Here is a 16,642-nt window from a genome sequence, read left to right as displayed (position 1 = left end):
CAAAAAAAATCCCAAGTAGCTGATGGAAACTTGGGATTTAAAAATGCATAAACCGTGGGAGGTGAACGCCCGGCTATATTACCCAGCGGGAAAACTTGTAACAAGATGATTTTCAACCTTTCGTCGGATTAAAACAGCGCTAAGTCATTCAATAACCACACATTTTTAATGGATCCGATTATTAAAAATGCCACTTTTTGGTGCAATAACTCCCTAAATTAAACAAACTTGCGCTGTTTAATTCCGCGATAAAAATAAGGTTATTAATTAAAAGTGTGTGGGCTTCTTCAGGTAATGCTCACTCAAGTGTCTGCACGGATCCACCAGCACCAATTCGTCCTGAGGAGAGGCACGCGAAACGGCGGCCGCCTGACGACACAACGCCAGGCGCTCAGCCGCTTCTTCCCGCTGCCGATCAACCTGGGCATTGAGCCGAACGAAATAGGCCCCCAGCATCACCGCCACACACAGAACCCCGACAACAAAATAGCGGAAGGCGTTGGATGGAGGGGGTTCCAGCTCACTCATACACTCATTGCACCTTGTGTTTCTGATAACGAACGTCGTCGCCCTCGGCTGTGTCGACCACTGACCAGCCAAGCCGTTGGTAAAAGCCATTGGCCCGGACCTGATCGCGCCCGTCGGTGATCAGGAATAGCGTGTCGTGGCGTTCGAACAACGCCGCCTCGGCCACTGCCATCAACTGGCGGCCTAACCCGAGGTTCTCGTGGGACGGCAACACAAACAGCGCAAACACCTCGCCTTCGGCAAGATCGACCATCGAGAACGCGACGGGCGTACCCTTCACTTCGGCAAGCCACACACAGGGAGCCTCGCGCATGCTGTCGGCGACGACCTGCGGAGTAATACCCAGCTCGGCCATCTGCTCGCGGCTCAGATGGTTCTGCACCACCGCCGTGCGAATCTCGAAAATGGCCTCGATATCGTCCGGGGTTGCCACCCGTATAACCGTACCCATGTGCACCGCCTCCCAATGAGACGCTCAATTGTATGTAAATTGAAACACATGGGTTGTGTTGGATTTGTAAAACAGTCAGCTGAATGACGCGTTAATCCTGCTCACGCCGCCTGAACTGCCCCGGCGCCAGCCCGTGGGCCTTGCGAAAACACCGGGAAAAATACGCTTCATCGGTAAACCCGCAACGGTCGGCGATCGCGCCGATCCTCTGCGGGCTGTTGAGCAGCAGCGTGCGCGCCAGTTGCATGCGCCGGTCGAGCACCAGTTGGGAAAAGGGCTTGCCGGTTTCCTTGCGCAGCAGGTGGGTCAGGTAGTTGGGCGACAGAAAGGCGGCCGCCGCCGCTTCGGTGAGATTCAGCGACGGTTCGTGCAGATGCTCGCGGATGTAGCCTTGCACCCGCGCCAGGGCATCCTTGCGGCCACGGCGGGTGGCGTTGTTGGCGGCGAAGGCCTGGAGCGGTTCGGCGTACTGTTGGCACACCAGCCCGATCAACTGGAACAGGTAACCCTTGAGCCGCTCCCGGGCGCCGAAGCTGCGGTGGGCGTCGAGGGTGCGCATGTGTTCCAGCCAGGTTTTGACTTCCTCGAATGCCGCGTCTTCAAGGATGAAATCCAGTTGTTCCTGGAAACGGAACGGCGACAGCTCAGGGGCCTGGCCGATGGGAATGTCTTCCAGGTCCAGCGGGTCGCAGGTCAGTTGCGGCAGGAAAAACCCCTGGCTGAAATTGATCAGCATGAAGTCGCCGTCTTCGGGATGGGGGATCACGTGCAGGCGATGAGGCAGGATAAAGGCCAGGGCCTTTTTCGGGAACGGGCGCACCGCACCGCCGATGTGCTGCACGGTGTCGCCGCCGAGGTTGATCTGGATCTGGAAATATTCGTGGCGATGGGGACTGGTCAGCGCCGCCCTGCCCCGCTTGTCGCGGATGTAGAAGTCAGAGCGGTCGCTGCGCTGTTCCATGCCATAGGTGGTGATGCGGGTGCCGGGCATACGTCATTCTCGGGAAGCCTGGGCACCACTGTAGCGTCAACCCTGGCCGAGGGTGAAGCCCAGCTCGGTCAGGCCGTCGATTCCGGCGGTCACGACATCGCCCGGTTGCAAGGTGCCGACGCCCGCCGGAGTGCCGGTGAAGATCAGGTCGCCAGCCTTCAGCGCCACGGATTTGGACGCATGGCTGATCACCTCGGCCACCGACCAGATCTGGTCCGCCAGGTCGCCCACCTGGCGTTGTTCGCCATTGACCTTCAGCCAGATTCGCCCAGTGCCCGGGTGGCCGACGGCGCTCACCGGCTGCAACGCCGTGCAAGGTGCCGACTCATCGAAGGCCTTGGCCCATTCCCAGGGACGCGACTGTTTTTTCGCCTGGGCCTGGAGGTCGCGGCGGGTCAGGTCGATGCCCAGGCCGTAACCCCAGACATGCGCGAGGGCATCTTCCGGGGCAATGTCCACCCCGCCCTCGCCGATGGCTACCACCAACTCGACTTCATGGTGCAGGTCGGCGGTCAGCGGCGGATAGGCGATCACGCCCTCGGCAGGCACCACGGCATCGGCCGGTTTCATGAAAAAGAACGGCGGCTCGCGGTCGGGGTCGTGGCCCATTTCACGGGTATGTTCGCCGTAGTTGCGCCCCACACAGAACACCCGGCGCAGCGGGAAGCGAGCGTCGTCGTCCTGGATGGCGAGGGACGGGATTTCGTTGGGAGTGATGACGTAGCGGGTCATGGCAGGTGCCTCTTCGTTTACCTGGGGCCAGTATGCGCACTGGCGCCAGGGCGAAGTTGGACAGCCTTACGCAGATTTTGCACTGAGCGGTGCATCGATCACTTTGCCGACCGAACCCAACGCTGCTAGCCTCATCGCGCTTTCACCCAACGATCCCGCAGAAAGGACTCTGATGAACATCATTCGCGCCGTCGCCCTCTTCGCCGCCTCATTGTTCTCGATGAACACGTCGGCCAAGGCCCCGCTCCCGGGATTCCAGTTGCCCAAGGCAGATACGGAGTACGACGAACAGGTATTGGCGGATATCAAGAAAATCGGCTGGCATCATGTACATGTGCGTGCCGAAGACGGGGAGCCGTCGTTTGCCTACTCGCTGGGGTTCTACGCAAATTTCGGCCAGCCGGAAATCATCGTATTCGGGCTGCCGCCGCAGATTGCACAGCAGTTGCTGAACATCACCGCGATCCGCTTTGCCGGCGCGAAAGCCGCCTATGAAACCTACACGCCCTATGACGATATTGCCGAAGGCATGCGCATCGCGTTCATTCCTGTCGCCCGCCAGCACTACCGCGAATACCTCGGTTATGCCGGCTGGTTCTACGGTTCGGTCCAGGCGGATTTCCCCGCGCTGCAAATGGTCTGGCCGGACAAGCAAGGGCGCTTTCCGTGGGAGCCGACCTACGACCAGTCGTTCTCACGGTTTCAGGTGCTGCTGGACAAGTAGGGGTTACTTGCGCGCCAGCTTGTAGCGCACACAATCCTGGTAAAAACTCTGGCGAATCACCTCGGGCTTGACCCGCGAACGGCTGTCGTAGGTCTGCTCGGTGATGCCCATGGCCATCATGTGCATCCAGGGTTTCTTGAACTGGTAGGTCTTCAGTTTCTGGCGCGCGGCATACAGCGACACCCCCGACAGCTTCAATTCCTGCGCCCGGGCCGCCGTGCCCGCGCCCCAGCTGCACATGTATTTGTCGTTGTCCCGCAGCTCCCGTGCCTGAACCGATACTGCCCCACCCGCCAGGGAACAGGCGATCAGCATGATTCCAACCTTGCGCATTTGCATCCCGCCTAACCACCTGAAAATAAAAGTGATTTTGGCGAGGATTTTGTTACAAAGGGGCCAGCAAATTGCCTTCTTGATGATTTTTCCGGCAGGACACCGGGTCAAGCGCCTACACAAGTTTTAAGGCCTTTTGCCACTATTTGTTGCCGCCCGGCCATTGCCTGACGATAATCGCGGCGCTCTCCCACACTCACGCAAGGAAACGCCGTGAAAAAGCTTCTACTGTTGACCCCATTGCTCGCGCTGCTGTTGCAAGGTTGCGGCGTCACCATGACGCAATACGAGCCGAACTTCGACAACGTCCAGATCCTCAAGCAAAAAGCCCCGCTGCAACCCGTCAGCAATGCCCAGGTCACTGCTGCGTCGGGCGAAGGTTCGCTGACGGTACGTGCCAATCCAATCCGCTCACCCAGCGGCAGTATCCCGGCGCATATCCAGGCCGCAATCACTCAGGAACTGCAATTGGCAGGCCTGCTGAACCCGCAAGCCGAACGTCATCTGCAAGTGTTGGTGGTGAAGAATTCGCTGACGGCAGGCATGGGCTCCGGCAACGGCACGCTGGCCGCACGGTTTACGCTGCTCAAGGGGACTGACGTGGCGTACGACGCGACCAAGGAAGTGAATCACACCTGGTCCAGTTCGTTCTTCGGGTTCATTGCGATCCCGAATGCTGCCAATGCCTACAACCCGATGGTGCGGGATTTGCTCAAGTCGCTGTACAGCGACCCGCTGTTTATCCAGGCGCTGAAGTAAGGCCTGGGCTGCGAGGGCCGGTCACCCTGCCCTCGCAGCTGTTTCAGCTTATTGCTTGCAACATGTCACGCCCGTGGCACGCCGGCATCCAGTGCCGAGTACTTCAGGTTATTGCCGTCGACCATTTGCTTGAGCAAGGCATTGACCTGGCGGGTAAAGGTGTCGGTCACCGCGTCTTTTGGCGTGTTGGCCATCAGCGGGATAAACCAGATACCCATCCAGGTATTGATCGCGTCATGGTTGGTGCCGGTGCTCAGCGTCTGGCCTTGTGCGTCCACCGATTCCAGCTTCATGGTGTACTGATCAGTCCCCAGCGCCGGGATGATGGTGAAGGTAAAGCCGCTGATAAACGCCAGGGCCAGTTGGCCGCCACCCGGTGGATGGTTGTAGACCTTCAGGCGCAGGTTGTAATCGCCCGGCTGCTTCTGGAATTCATCCAGGGTAACGCGACCAAACAGGCCGGAGTCGGTCAAGACTTTCTGCAACTGAGGCTTGAGCATTTCCCGCGCTTGCGGAACCTCGGCGGCGGCGGCGTTGGTCGGCTCGCCCTGGTAGAACTTGAAGTCTACGTAGACGTTAGGTTTGTTGGCGTAGCTGGCCTTCGACGGCAGCGTGACCGGTGCTACTTCGTCCTTCGTGAAACTGGCGCAGCCGCTCATCGACAACGTGATCAGGGCCAACCCCAGCATTTTTCCAATGTGCATTACGACTTCCTTAGTGAATGGAGCGTCTCCATGGCCGGAGTGCTGGGGCGGATGATAAAGAGTGAGATGCAATGTTAAAAGGCCATCTCTGATAAATACCTGCTCATAGCGGTACTAATTGGCCGAGACTAGCTTGAGGCCGATCACGCCTGCCAGGATCAGCACGATGCACAGCACCCGCAACGGCGCGGTGGAATCGCCCAGCAACGCCATGCCGAGGATCGCGGTGCCGGCGGCGCCGATTCCCGTCCAGACCGCATAGGCGCTGCCCACCGGAAGGGTGCGCAGCGACATCGAAAGCAGGATCACGCTGGAAACGCCGGTCACCACGGTGAGCAGTCCGGGGGTGAATCGGGTGAAGCCATCCGAGGCCTTCATCGCGAACGCGAAGGCGATTTCAAGGATGCCGGCCAAGCCGAGGAGTAGCCATGCCATAGGGTGAACCCTCAGGAAACTCAATGGGTGTGTGGCGAGGGGCCCAGCCGCCTCGCCACCGCGAATCCGCTTCGGCTTAGGCCTTGGCGGCAGCCGCTGGCGTGGTGCGGAAAGTGATGCCCAGCCGGTTAAAGGCATTCATCAAGGCGATGCCGTAGGTAAGATCGGCCAGCTCTTTGTCACTGAACTCGGCGGCCGCCGCCGCGTAGTCCGCGTCGGACACATCACTGGCGGTAACGGCTTCGGCAAAGGCCAGCGCCACGCGCTCACGCTGGGTGAAGACAGCGCCGGCGTCGTGCCACACCGGCACCAGCACCAGCTTGTCCACGGCCAGGCCTTGCTTGAGCAGGTCCCGCGAGTGCATGTCGATGCAAAAGGCGCAGCCGTTGACCTGGGAAACCCGCAGGTAGACCAGGTCGATCAGCTCCTTGGACAGGCCACTGTTCTGCAGGTAGACGTAAACCCCGCCGAACGCTTTGTAACCTTCAGGGGAAGCTTTGGAGTAGTCGAGACGCGTTGTCATGGTGAAATCCTGTAGCAGTGGGATGAAGCCGCCATCTTGCGGCGCCATGGCCTACTCCAAAAGATCCATGATCTGGCTTGAACACCAGGCCATGAATGCGCCGGCATGGCCTACTCTGAATCTTGATTCTTGGCCCTTTGGCATGGGTCATGGGGTTCGTAGACTGAGGGCCATCCATCCAGGAAGCACCGCCCCATGAATATTCTGCATGTCAGTGCCAGCCCTCGCGGGCAAGCGTCGGAGAGCACCGCGCTCTCCCACAGGATCATTGAATGCCTGCGCCAGCGGCACCCGGCTGCCGAGGTGACCCGGCGCCTTATCGCCGGCAATGCCCTGGCGCCGGTGGACGAGGCTTATGCAACGTCCCAGCAGTCGCCGGTGGATGTCTCATCAGAGGGTTCGATGGCCCAGTCCGAGCAGCTTGTTCGCGAAGTGGAACTGGCCGATATCGTGGTGATTGCCACCCCCATGCATAACTACTCGGTGCCCGCAGCCCTCAAGCTATGGCTCGATCACATTGCGCGGGTGCGCCGCACTTTCGATATCTCGGCCCAGGGCAAGGTTGGCTTGTTGCAGGACCGGCCCGTGTTCGTCGCCGTGGCCTCGGGCGGGCGATTTTCCGGGGAGCGTGCGCACCAGCCGGACTTCCTGACGCCGTACCTGAAAACCATCCTGGGCATGATCGGCCTGCATGACGTGACCTTCTTCACCGTCGAAGGCACCGCTTCACGCCCGGAAACCCTGGCCCAGACCCGCCTCCAGACCGACCAGGCGCTGCACGACTACTTCGCCACCTGAACAGGACCCGCCGCCGGATGAGCACTTCGATCAAGGCCTTTTCACCGCTGGACGCCGGCTCTGCCGAGCCGATCTACCGGCAACTTTACTGGCGGTTCCGCAGCGCGATTGCCGACGGTCTGCTCAAGCCGGGGGAACGCATACCAGCGGCCCGGGCCCTGGCCAAGGAGCTGGGTCTGGCCCGGGGCACCATCGACACGGCGTATTCGCTGCTGGCAGCCGAAGGTTATATCCAGGCCCGTGGCCAGGCCGGCACCGTGGTGGCTGAAGGGATCAAGTCCAGCCTGCCGGAGCGCCCCGCCACCGCCAGCGATCACAACGCCGTGAGGCAAAAGGCCGCCGTGCTGCCGTTTCAAATGGGCCTGCCGGCACTCGATGCGTTCCCGCGCAAGATCTGGTCGAAAATCGCCGCCCGCTGCGTGCGTGCCACCCAGGTCGCAGACATGGCCAACCCCTGCGTCTACGGCCTGAACTCCCTGCGCACGGCGATTGCCAGCTACCTGCAGGTCGCCCGGGGTATCCATTGCTCGCCTGCGCAAGTCTTCGTCACCTCGGGCTACCGCAACACCCTGGGCCTGATCGCCCATGCGCTGCTGGAACCGGGCGACCGGGTGCTGGTGGAAGACCCGGGCTACCTGTTCACCCGACCGTTGCTGGATTACTTGAATATCAACGCCATACCGGTACCGGTGGACCAGGACGGCATGCAGGTGTCCCAGGCCGTGCAACCGGGCAAAGGCGCCCGCGCCGTAGTGGTCACGCCGGCCCATCAAAGCCCGCTGTGCGTCTCGCTGGCGTTGCCCCGGCGCCTGGAACTGCTGGATTGGGCCAGCCGCCAGCAGGCCTGGATCATCGAGGACGACTACGACGGCGAATACCGCTACGTGAGCCGCCCGCTGCCGGCCCTCAAGAGCCTGGACCGCGAAGGCCGGGTGCTTTACGCCGGGACATTCAGCAAGGTGTTGTTTCCCGGTATCCGCCTCGCCTACCTGGTGGTGCCGGCGGCGCAGGTGGAACGCTTCGAGCACGTCAGCCAGACCTTCCTCGGCGGTTGCCCGGAATTGACCCAGGCGATCGTCGCGACGTTTATGGCCGAAGGGCATTTTGCGCGGCATATCCAGCGTATGCGCAAACTCTACGGTGAGCGGCGGGAAGCCACCGCCAGGGGCCTGCGCAAGGCCTTGGGCGCGCATATTTCGATTGATGCCCAACCGGGCGGAATGCACCTGATCCTGCGCCTGAACGCGCAACAGTCAGACCGCCTGTGCGTGGCGCGCCTGGCGCAGGCCGGGATTTATGCAGAAGCCTTGAGCGACTGGAATATTCAAGGCCAGACCGGCTCCGGCTTGCTGCTGGGCTTTGCCAATATCGAATCCGAGGCCGTCGCCGAGGCCCTTGGGAAACGCATCCTGGATACGCTCATGGCCTGATCGGCGAACGCTCTGTTTTTTGGCCTTGGCGCTGCTGCTCCCGAATCCTTTCGCCAAGGCCTTTTTTATTTACCACTGATATGTGGCACTCGCCTGCACGGTGCGCTGTGAGCCATACCAGCACCACGAGTAGGAATAGCACGATGCGACGTACTCTTTGTTCGCCAGGTTGGTGGCGTTCACCGCCAGGCGCAGGTTGTCACCCTGGCGGTTGATGTGCGGAATGTCGTAGTGCACCGTCGCATCAAACAAGGTGTAGCCCGGCACTTTCAGGGTGTTGGCGGTATCGCCCCACGACGAACCGACATACCGCGCACCCGCCCCGACACCGAAGCCTTTCAGCGTGCCGTCGTGCAGGGTGTAGTCCGCCCAGGCCGAGGCGGTATGGCGCGGTACGGCGTAGGTGGTGGTGCCTTCGGCCGCGATGGCCGGGCCGACGCCGATGTCGCTGATGGGCGCATAACGCACGGTGTTGTTGGACTTGCTGATGCGGTTATCCAGGTAGGCATAGGCCGCGGTAATGTCCAGGTTGTCGTTCAGGCTGGCCTTGCCTTCCAGTTCGAAGCCACGGGACTGCACCTCACCGTCCTGCACCTGGCAGCGCGAGCCGTTGCACAGGTGGGAAGCGTCCGGGTCCAGTGTCGGCACGTTGGTCTGGCGCAGGTCGAAAATGGCCGCCGTGATGAAGCTGTTGCTGCCCGGCGGCTGGTACTTGATGCCGATTTCCGTCTGTTTGCCTTCGGTAGGCTGGAACGTCGAACCGCCGTAGCCCGTGCCGGATTGCGGCTGGAAGGATTCCGAGTAGCTGACATACGGCGCCAGGCCGTTATCGAACAGGTAAACCAGGCCCAGGCGGCCGGTGAAGGCTTTGCTGTCCTGGGACGACTTGGTCTTTTTCTGGGTGGTCATGGCCAGCGTGCTGTTGTCGGTGGTAGCCCAGTCATAGCGCCCGCCCATCAACAACACCCACTTGTCCCACTTCATCTGTTCCTGCAGGTACACGCCGGTTTGCTCACTGCGCGAGGTGGCGTCGCTGGTGTAGGCCGGCACCGGCACTGCCGCACCGTAGACCGGGTCGAAAATATCCAGCGTAGGCCCGGCGGTGTACACGCCGCTGCCCGACTTGGTGTCGGTGCTGGTGTTCTGGTAATCGGCGCCCATCAGCACGGTGTGCTGCAACGGACCGGTGTCGAATTTGGCCTGCAACTGGTTGTCGAGGGCGTAGGCGTCGATGTTCACGTCGCTCGCAGTGGTCGAGCGCCGAATGGTGCGGTAGTCGCTCTCCAGGTAGTTGCTGTAGAGGCTGCGGTACTGCCCTTCGCTGCGCAGGTAACGGGCGTTCTGGCGCACGGTCCAGACATCGTTGAAATGATGTTCGAAGGCGTAGCCGATGGAGTAATACTCGCGGTCACTCTTCTCGAAGCTTTTCTCGCCGTCGTAGAAATCCACGTCGATCTTGCGTCCGGTCGGGCTGTGCAGCACCGAGCCCCAGGCCGGCATCGAACCGTAGGACGCGCCCTTGGGGTCCTTCTGGAAATGCCCGAGCAAGGTCAGCGAGGTGTTGTCGTCCGGGCGCCAGGTAAAGGCGGTGGACAGGGACTGGCGACGGGTTTCGGTGTGGTCGATCTGCCCGTCGGCATCGTCGAACAAGCCGGCGACGCGGTAGGAATACACGCCTTGATCGTCCAGCGGGCCACTCAAGTCGAAGGTGGTGCGCTTCTTGTTGAAGGTGCCGTACTCCACGCCGACCTCATGGAACGGTGTGTCCAGGGGGCGCTTGCTGACCATGTTGATCACACCGCTGGGCGTGCCCTGCCCGTACAGCACCGACGCCGGCCCGCGCAGCACTTCGACGCGCTCCAGGTCAAAGGCGTCTTTTTGCGGCAAGGCGTCCCGGCTCGACGGCATGCGCAGGCCGTCGAGGTAGGTGGCCGGGGCGAAGCCACGGATGGTCAACTGGTCGAGGCGCGAGGCGGTGGAGCCCCGGGTTTCCGGGATCACGGCGGCGCTGTAGCGCAAAATCTGGTTGAGGCTTTCGGCGTTCTGCGCGCGCATCTGGTCTTTGGTGACCACGGAGATCGACTGCGGGGTTTCGATCAGCGCGGTGTCGGTCTTGGTGCCCGACAGGCTGCGGGTGGCCACGTAGCCGGACACCGGGCCGGTGGGGCTTTCCGACTGATAGGCGCCGCTGATGGTGGTGGCCTGCAATTCCATGGCGCCATCGCTGGGCGGGATGGCTTCGAGGCGGTAGCGGTTGTCGGCAATCTTCAGGGCTTGCAAGCCGCTGCCGGCCAACAGTTGGGCCAGGGCGGCGTCGGTGCTGTACTGCCCGTTCAGGCCATTGCTGTGCTTGCCACGGGTCAGGCTGGAATCAAACGCCAACACCAGGCCTGCCTGTTCGGCGAGGCTGTTGAGGGCCCGGCTCAGGTCGCCGGCGGGAATGGAGAACGCAGCGCTTTGCGCCGCGTAGGACGCTTGAGGGATCAGCAGGGGTACGGTGGCAAATGCCATCGCCACTGAAAGGGCCAGTGGCGGTAAGGGACGAGCAAGGCGCGACATGAGAAGTCCTGGGAAATGGGGGTTCTATTAGTCATGACGGTCATGTCGGAAAATCGGGTATGAATGAGAGCGGTTTTTATTCAGATTTTTTACAGCGGCTTGATCACCACCACCAAATCGGTGAAGTACTCCACCTTGATTGGCAGGTTATCCGCCAGTGACGCCAGCGCTGCGCCGGTGTCGTCGAGCTTGAATACCCCCGACACGCGCAGCCCTTGCAGGGCCTGCGGGTCAAAGCGCATCAGGCCATGGCGGTAACCGGCGAGGGTTTGCAGCACCTCGCTCAGGGGTTGGTCATCGACCTTGAGCAGGCCGCGGGTCCAGGCATCCGGGTCGGCATTGCCGATGGCGTGCGGCTCGCCGGCCTGTCCGTCACGGAGCGTGGACGCCTGCCCCGCCGGCACTTTCACCTCGCCTGCACGGTTGCCTTTGACGGCCACGGTGGAGTCGATCACGGTGACCACGGTCGATCCGTCTTCGGCCTTGCGCACCAGGAATCGCGTGCCCAACGCCGTGGCCGTGCCCTGGTCGGTGTGCACCACGAACGGCCGTTGCGCGTCCTTGGCCACCTCGACCCACATCTCGCCCTGCAACAGGTCGATCACCCGTTGATGCCCATCAAACTTCACGTCCAGCGCCGAGTTGCTGTTGAGTTGCACCTGGCTGCCGTCCGTCAATGCCACCTGGCGCCGCTCCCCCACGCTGGTGCGCTGGTCGGCCATCCACACCGGCATCCGCTCAAAGCCGGCCCAGCCGCACAACAACACACCCAGCAGCGCGACGGCCTGGGTGCCCCGGGCGGCAAACCTGGTTTTCTGCGGCGCAAATGCGCGGTTCAGGGCGATGCGCGCCGGCGCGGCGGGCAGTTCGTCGAGGCTGCCCCACAGGCTGCGCATACGCTCGATGGCGACGGCATGCCGTGGGTCGGCCTGGCGCCAACGCTCGAACGCCGCGCGGTCGGCCTCGGTCACGGGGTCGTCGTGCAACAACGTCAGCCAGCGGGCGGCTTCACTGATGATCTGCTCGGAACTCACGACAGCGGGTCCGCCCCGTGCAGGGTGTGATAGCAGTGCACCAGCGCGCTGGAAATGTAGTTCTTCACGGTGCTGGGTGACACCTGCAGTTGTGCGGCGATTTCGCTGTAGGTCAGCCCGTCGAGACGGCTGAGCAAGAAGGCTTCGCGGGCCTTGGCGGGCAAGCCGGTGAGCATCTCGGCGATGCGCTCCAGGGCCTGGAGCGCCACATGAATCGCCGCCGGATCGGGCATGCCGGCGTCTTCACTCTGAATCGCCAGGGCTTCCATATAGGCCTTCTCGATCCGCCGCCGCCGCGCGCCATCAATCATCAGGCGCCCCGCCGTCGTTGCCAGAAACGCCCGAGGTTCCTTGATGGTGTGCGGTTCGGCCAGCAGCAGAATGCGGATAAAAGCGTCGTGGGCCAGGTCTGCCGCATGTTGCGAACAGCCAAGTTTCTTGCGCAGCCAACCGTGCAACCAGGAATGGTGGTCGCTGTAGAGGGTGGCGATGGTCTGCTGGCGACGGGCTGTATCACCCTGAGCTACAGGAAAGTCATGCATGCGCAAAAATTTCTCAAACAAGAAAGATTACCAATTGCGCGAACGATGACAGTAAAACGAAGGGGGAGCAAGAGGCCCGGCGACCGAAGCCACCGTGCGTGAGGTGCAGCGAGCCGGATGCAGGTAGGTAATGACTGCGGGTTAAAATCTTACTGAGTGATAACGACCCTTAGTTGGCACGCACTCCCGCGCCTGCCAACTTAATGGGTGAATGATAACTAACGACTAACGTTTAGAACATGGCGCTTACTTGCAGCCAATTCTCTGAGGCAGTTGCCCCTGCTTTGACTTAAGTGCAGTTTGCACCGCTTGCGGCAACGCGCTCCAGAATGTCAGCCCGGAACGTTGCTCAATCTGTTCGACCGTTGCGCGATAGTCACAGAAGTTGGCGCCCTTGGGTGTTTCCTGATTCATGATGAACGAGGCATAAAGTCCGTCTTGCGGCGACTTGCCCACAGAAACAATCTTCCAGTAACCACTGGGAATCGTGTGGACCTTATTAGTCCCCGGCAAGCTGCCAATGAATTTCTCATACAGCGGGCCGGTCATCACATACACCTCATCCACTGCGGCGTCCTGGCTCAGGTTGCGCTCCTGATCCTCCAGGCGTGCCCACGGTCCCTGGTTCAGATCGGACTTTTGCGGGGTGATGTTGGACAGGTAATTGAGGGTCTGCCAATCGGCGACGCCGGCCATCGACGCCAGGTTTGCCTGGTGCCCGCGGTCGACCTTCAGTGCCACGTTGGCGCCGTTATAGTCAACCGGGTCAAGGGTTTCGCCCGCAGGAATGTCCGGATCGGTCTGCCAATTGCGCGGTTTTCCGCTGGCTGGTGTGGACTTGGTAATCCGGTAGGCCACCCAGTTGGCGAACTTGGTCGAGGCATTGTTATTGAGGGTGTAGGCCTGGCGATTCAACGTCAGCGGCCCACCGCCGGAAGGGCAGCCCTGGGAGCAGTTATCGACTGCGGCGGCCTGCTCCACAGGCGCCTGGATAGCGCGCTCCGGCACCCGTGAAGGCTGGGTGCTGATACAGCCCGCCATCAGCGGCACCCACAACAACGCGACGTATTTGAACAGTGCTTTCCTTTGCATGGTAATACTCCATTTACAACCGATTAATTAAGTTTAAAGCGATAAAACGGGCGCAATTGATCCCGGCAGTGCGAAAGCCACTTCGTGATGAAATGACAACACTATCAAGTTGATTGCTGACAGTTGGATAACTGTGTTTGCGCGTACGGCGACATTCCATGTGCGTACCCGCTTAAGTACCCACGCCGGTGGCGCAAGGAACTAACTGCTCCTGAAGAAGTATCTTTCAGTGGAGCAGGCTTTATCTTATACAGGTAATTGTTACAAAAAAACCAGCACTAAAAGCAAAAAAACCGGCTCGTGGACGGGGGCCCTGAACTTGAAACACCCTCGCGGGAACGCGACACTGCACGCCCCCGAAAAAGGCTGATTTTCATGACTCCATCCCCCTCGACCGTCTCTGCGCGGGAGGCTTACCAGTTGCTCAAGGACATCGCCCTTGGCACCCGCACCGTGCAGGTTGCAGCGTCCCCGATCGAGATCGAGGGAACACTGTTTCGCGCCGATGGCTGGCAGATCACCCTGCTGGCGCACGATGGCGTACTTCGCGGCTGTCTCTCCTGCGAATCCCCCGACGGCAGGACCGGCAGCCCCGAGAACTGGCAGCGTTTCGGCACCGATCCGGTCAGCTTGCTGAGTGCCTGGGAGCAGGCGCAAATCGAGGCCCTGCTTTAACGCCAGCTCCAGGAAACGCCGGTGTACACGCCCATGCCATCCCCCGGCGTCGACCGCGCCACGTCCATCCCTTTGTCGTCATAACCCGGCGTGACCGTATTCGCGTAGCGCCGGTTGGTCAGGTTGCGCAGGTCGACCCAGGCTTGCCAGTCGTGCTTCGGCGCGTCATACCCGAGCGTCGCACCGAGTAGGGTGTAGGCCGCCGCGTAGTAGGAATTGGCGTAGTCCACGGCCACCCGCGATGAATGCTCGCCGTTGAGGCTGGTGTAGAAACCGCTCGGGTGGCTGTAGCGCAGTTGCGCCTGGTAGTAGTGCTTGGGGATGCCGGGCAAGGTGTTGTCGCCGAAGCGGTCGTCGTTGCGGTAGTGGAAGTCGCTGTAAGTGTAGGCCTGACGCAAGTCAAACCGGCCGGTGCGGCCACCGTCCCACAGCGGGCTGATCAGGCTCAGTTCCACGCCTTGGTGCACGGTAGGGCTGGCGTTGGATTCAGCGGTGATCGCGGACGTGGTGGACGTTGCGGCCTGGGTTTCAACGCTGAGCAGTTCGTGGCGCACCTCGGAACGGTACAGCGCCAGGTCCCACTGGCCGAACCACGCTTCACCGCGCCCGCCGACTTCCAGGGTGGTGGCGGTCTGGTTTTTCAGTTTCACGCCTTCACGTTGCAGGTCGCTCGCCGGGCCGCTGCCCTTGGGGAAATACAGATTGGAACCCCAGATCATCGACCACGCATGGGGCGGCTCAACCGAACGGCTCAGGTTGCCGTACACCTGCAATTGCGGGCTGAAGTCATAACGCAGGCCCACCCGTGGCGCGTAATCCCAATCGTGCTGGCTGACCGGTGTGTGGGTCTCTGGGTAGCTGACTTCGGTTTCGCGACGGGTGTAGATCGCCGCCAGGCCGGTGGTCAGCCAAAGGTCCGGCACCAGCTCAAGGTCATTGCCGATATGCAGCACACTGTCGGAACCCAGGTAGCTGTAGTCGCGGGTCTTGGTGCCGGGCGCGTAGCCAGCCGTATTGCCGGTCGGGATCCGTACGAATTCCGAGCCACCGTTATTCGGCATCGCCTGGGTGGTGCGCAGGCCGAGGGTGGTCTTGCTGTCGCGCCCGAACAGCGTGTCCTGGCGGATGTAATTCACGGTGCCACTGACGTCGGTGTACGCGACCTTGAGGCGGTTGGTGCCCTCGCGCAGGTCCATCGGGTAGTCGTGATACGCCAGCCCGACCTCGACCCGGGCGTTGTCGTCCAGGTGCAAGGTGGTTTTGTTGGCGATCCAGGTCGAGCCCGGTTGCGTGCGTTTCGAGTCCCGCACCACGTTGAGGGCGGCGGCGGCGCGTGGATCGTGGCTGATCTGGTCGCGGGTCAGCTTGCCGGGGGAATCGTTGTCGGTTTCGCGGTAGCGGAAGTAGAAGCGGGTTTCCAGATCGGGGTTGAAGCGGTAGCCAAAATTGGCCGCCATGCCTTTGCCGCTGCCGGCGCTGTGGTTCTGAAAGCCGTCGTAGTGCGAGTCGGTAAGGCTGATGTAGTAGTCGGCGTCCCCCAGCACCTGCCCCGAGCTGATTTCCCGCTGGGCGTAGCCATGGCTGCCGGCTTCGTAGCGCACCTGCAACGTGGGGGCGTCGTAGCCGGTATGGGTCACGTAGTTGACCGCCCCGCCCAGGGCCAGGGCGCCCTGGTCAAACCCGTTGGCGCCGCGCAGCACTTCAACGCGGCTGAGCCACAACGGGTCCTTGAGCTCGTACGGCGTGCCACCCGGGCCGGTCAGCGGCAGGCCGTCGAAGGTCTCGTACAGGCCGGAAGCGTGGGCACCCGGGCCACGGTTGATGCCCGAGCCACGGATCGAAAGCTTCACCCCTTCGTTGTTCGCCGCCTTGGCGTACACGCCAGCCTGGTATTTGAACACGTCCTCGTTGGTGCTCACCCGCCCCTGGTCGACGCTGCCCATGTCGATGTAGTTGGTGGCGCCGGGCACGCTTTTAAGTTGAGCCTGAGCCAGTTCATCGGCGCTGAGTTCGGCGCTGCTGACTTCGACGGGTGCCAGTTGCAGCGTGTCGTCGGCCTGGGAGACCGGGCTGAAGCTCAGGGCAGCGCCAAAGCCGAGCAAGGGCCAGGCTTTTCGGGCGGGGAACAGAAACGCGGGGGGCATGGGGGTAAATCCTTGGAATTCGTTTTTGCGACGGGCTTGGTCCGGCGCAAGGTCTGTGGTGGGAAGCCTGCAAGGCTCCACGGGTCACCTCTTATGGACGGACAGCCGTGATTCGGCGTTAAGTCCAAAATCGAATTACCAAATGCAAACTCAGTATTTATGGAAATAAGTAGTACGGATTACTGTAG

18 protein-coding genes are annotated in these 16,642 nt (G+C 61.5%); 5 read left to right on the top strand and 13 right to left on the bottom strand.

Going from position 1 to position 16,642, the window contains the following annotated elements; all coding sequences use genetic code 11:
• Positions 1-267: 267 nt before the first annotated feature.
• The 4 genes from P3C29_RS10565 to P3C29_RS10550 form a co-directional block, all read right to left on the bottom strand.
• On the bottom strand, positions 268-528 hold the full coding sequence (locus tag P3C29_RS10565) for a hypothetical protein (RefSeq protein WP_169388995.1): 261 nt from the start codon (positions 526-528) through the stop codon (positions 268-270).
• A 4-nt stretch (positions 529-532) separates the two neighbouring features.
• Positions 533-979, bottom strand: coding sequence for a GNAT family N-acetyltransferase (locus P3C29_RS10560; RefSeq protein WP_201124678.1), 447 nt, complete (start codon positions 977-979; stop codon positions 533-535).
• Positions 980-1,070: 91 nt separating this feature from the next.
• The gene (locus P3C29_RS10555) at positions 1,071-1,970 is read right to left on the bottom strand and encodes an AraC family transcriptional regulator (protein ID WP_010172387.1); all 900 of its coding nucleotides are present in this window, start codon (positions 1,968-1,970) and stop codon (positions 1,071-1,073) included.
• Positions 1,971-2,006: 36 nt separating this feature from the next.
• Positions 2,007-2,702 carry a fumarylacetoacetate hydrolase family protein gene (locus P3C29_RS10550; protein WP_275964513.1) on the bottom strand — a complete coding sequence of 232 codons (696 nt, stop codon included), beginning with the start codon at positions 2,700-2,702 and terminating at the stop codon, positions 2,007-2,009.
• 172 nt (positions 2,703-2,874) lie between these two features.
• Here P3C29_RS10550 and P3C29_RS10545 point away from each other — a divergent pair, with 172 nt between their 5' ends.
• The gene (locus P3C29_RS10545; RefSeq protein ID WP_275964512.1) at positions 2,875-3,426 is read left to right on the top strand and encodes a DUF4262 domain-containing protein; all 552 of its coding nucleotides are present in this window, start codon (positions 2,875-2,877) and stop codon (positions 3,424-3,426) included.
• Positions 3,427-3,429: 3 nt separating this feature from the next.
• Here P3C29_RS10545 and P3C29_RS10540 read toward each other — a convergent pair whose 3' ends face one another.
• Positions 3,430-3,759, bottom strand: a complete 330-nt coding sequence (locus P3C29_RS10540) for a hypothetical protein (RefSeq protein ID WP_029615983.1) — start codon at positions 3,757-3,759, stop codon at positions 3,430-3,432.
• A gap of 213 nt (positions 3,760-3,972) precedes the next feature.
• Here P3C29_RS10540 and P3C29_RS10535 point away from each other — a divergent pair, with 213 nt between their 5' ends.
• Positions 3,973-4,518 (top strand): hypothetical protein, encoded by a 546-nt coding sequence (locus tag P3C29_RS10535; protein WP_275964511.1) that lies wholly within the window; start codon positions 3,973-3,975, stop codon positions 4,516-4,518.
• Positions 4,519-4,583: 65 nt separating this feature from the next.
• On the opposite strand, the gene P3C29_RS10530 is transcribed toward P3C29_RS10535, so the two are convergent.
• The 3 genes from P3C29_RS10530 to P3C29_RS10520 all read right to left on the bottom strand — a co-directional run bounded on the left by P3C29_RS10530 (position 4,584) and on the right by P3C29_RS10520 (position 6,180).
• On the bottom strand, positions 4,584-5,222 hold the full coding sequence (locus P3C29_RS10530; protein ID WP_010172397.1) for a hypothetical protein: 639 nt from the start codon (positions 5,220-5,222) through the stop codon (positions 4,584-4,586).
• A 114-nt stretch (positions 5,223-5,336) separates the two neighbouring features.
• Positions 5,337-5,657, bottom strand: coding sequence for a multidrug efflux SMR transporter (locus tag P3C29_RS10525; RefSeq protein ID WP_169388998.1), 321 nt, complete (start codon positions 5,655-5,657; stop codon positions 5,337-5,339).
• Between the two features lie 76 nt (positions 5,658-5,733).
• The gene (locus tag P3C29_RS10520; RefSeq protein WP_029615984.1) at positions 5,734-6,180 is read right to left on the bottom strand and encodes a carboxymuconolactone decarboxylase family protein; all 447 of its coding nucleotides are present in this window, start codon (positions 6,178-6,180) and stop codon (positions 5,734-5,736) included.
• 195 nt (positions 6,181-6,375) lie between these two features.
• Here P3C29_RS10520 and P3C29_RS10515 point away from each other — a divergent pair, with 195 nt between their 5' ends.
• Positions 6,376-6,978 (top strand): NAD(P)H-dependent oxidoreductase, encoded by a 603-nt coding sequence (locus tag P3C29_RS10515; protein ID WP_275964510.1) that lies wholly within the window; start codon positions 6,376-6,378, stop codon positions 6,976-6,978.
• Between the two features lie 17 nt (positions 6,979-6,995).
• On the top strand, positions 6,996-8,408 hold the full coding sequence (locus tag P3C29_RS10510; protein WP_275964509.1) for a PLP-dependent aminotransferase family protein: 1,413 nt from the start codon (positions 6,996-6,998) through the stop codon (positions 8,406-8,408).
• Positions 8,409-8,477: 69 nt separating this feature from the next.
• Here the strand turns inward: P3C29_RS10510 and P3C29_RS10505 are convergent, their stop codons facing one another.
• The 4 genes from P3C29_RS10505 to P3C29_RS10490 all read right to left on the bottom strand — a co-directional run bounded on the left by P3C29_RS10505 (position 8,478) and on the right by P3C29_RS10490 (position 13,635).
• Positions 8,478-10,967: a TonB-dependent siderophore receptor gene (locus tag P3C29_RS10505; RefSeq protein WP_275964508.1), complete on the bottom strand. Its 2,490-nt coding sequence runs from the start codon at positions 10,965-10,967 to the stop codon at positions 8,478-8,480.
• A gap of 89 nt (positions 10,968-11,056) precedes the next feature.
• Positions 11,057-12,001: a FecR family protein gene (locus P3C29_RS10500; protein ID WP_275964507.1), complete on the bottom strand. Its 945-nt coding sequence runs from the start codon at positions 11,999-12,001 to the stop codon at positions 11,057-11,059.
• On the bottom strand, positions 11,998-12,543 hold the full coding sequence (locus tag P3C29_RS10495; protein ID WP_201124683.1) for a sigma-70 family RNA polymerase sigma factor: 546 nt from the start codon (positions 12,541-12,543) through the stop codon (positions 11,998-12,000). Before P3C29_RS10495 ends, P3C29_RS10500 begins: the two co-directional genes overlap by 4 nt.
• A 246-nt stretch (positions 12,544-12,789) precedes the next feature.
• Positions 12,790-13,635 (bottom strand): DNA/RNA non-specific endonuclease, encoded by an 846-nt coding sequence (locus P3C29_RS10490; protein ID WP_010172413.1) that lies wholly within the window; start codon positions 13,633-13,635, stop codon positions 12,790-12,792.
• Positions 13,636-14,010: 375 nt separating this feature from the next.
• Here P3C29_RS10490 and P3C29_RS10485 point away from each other — a divergent pair, with 375 nt between their 5' ends.
• A complete protein-coding gene (locus P3C29_RS10485; RefSeq protein ID WP_169389003.1) occupies positions 14,011-14,310 on the top strand; it encodes a hypothetical protein in 300 nt (99 codons plus the stop codon).
• Here P3C29_RS10485 and P3C29_RS10480 read toward each other — a convergent pair.
• On the bottom strand, positions 14,307-16,454 hold the full coding sequence (locus P3C29_RS10480; protein ID WP_275964506.1) for a TonB-dependent receptor: 2,148 nt from the start codon (positions 16,452-16,454) through the stop codon (positions 14,307-14,309). The genes P3C29_RS10485 and P3C29_RS10480 overlap by 4 nt on opposite strands.
• Between the last annotated feature and the right edge of the window lie 188 nt (positions 16,455-16,642).

It is taken from the genome of Pseudomonas sp. 1912-s, from assembly GCF_029269205.1.
Lineage (GTDB): Bacteria > Pseudomonadota > Gammaproteobacteria > Pseudomonadales > Pseudomonadaceae > Aquipseudomonas.
The sequence above is the reverse complement of the archived record's forward strand: the minus strand, read 5'-3'. Positions and strand labels throughout refer to the sequence as shown.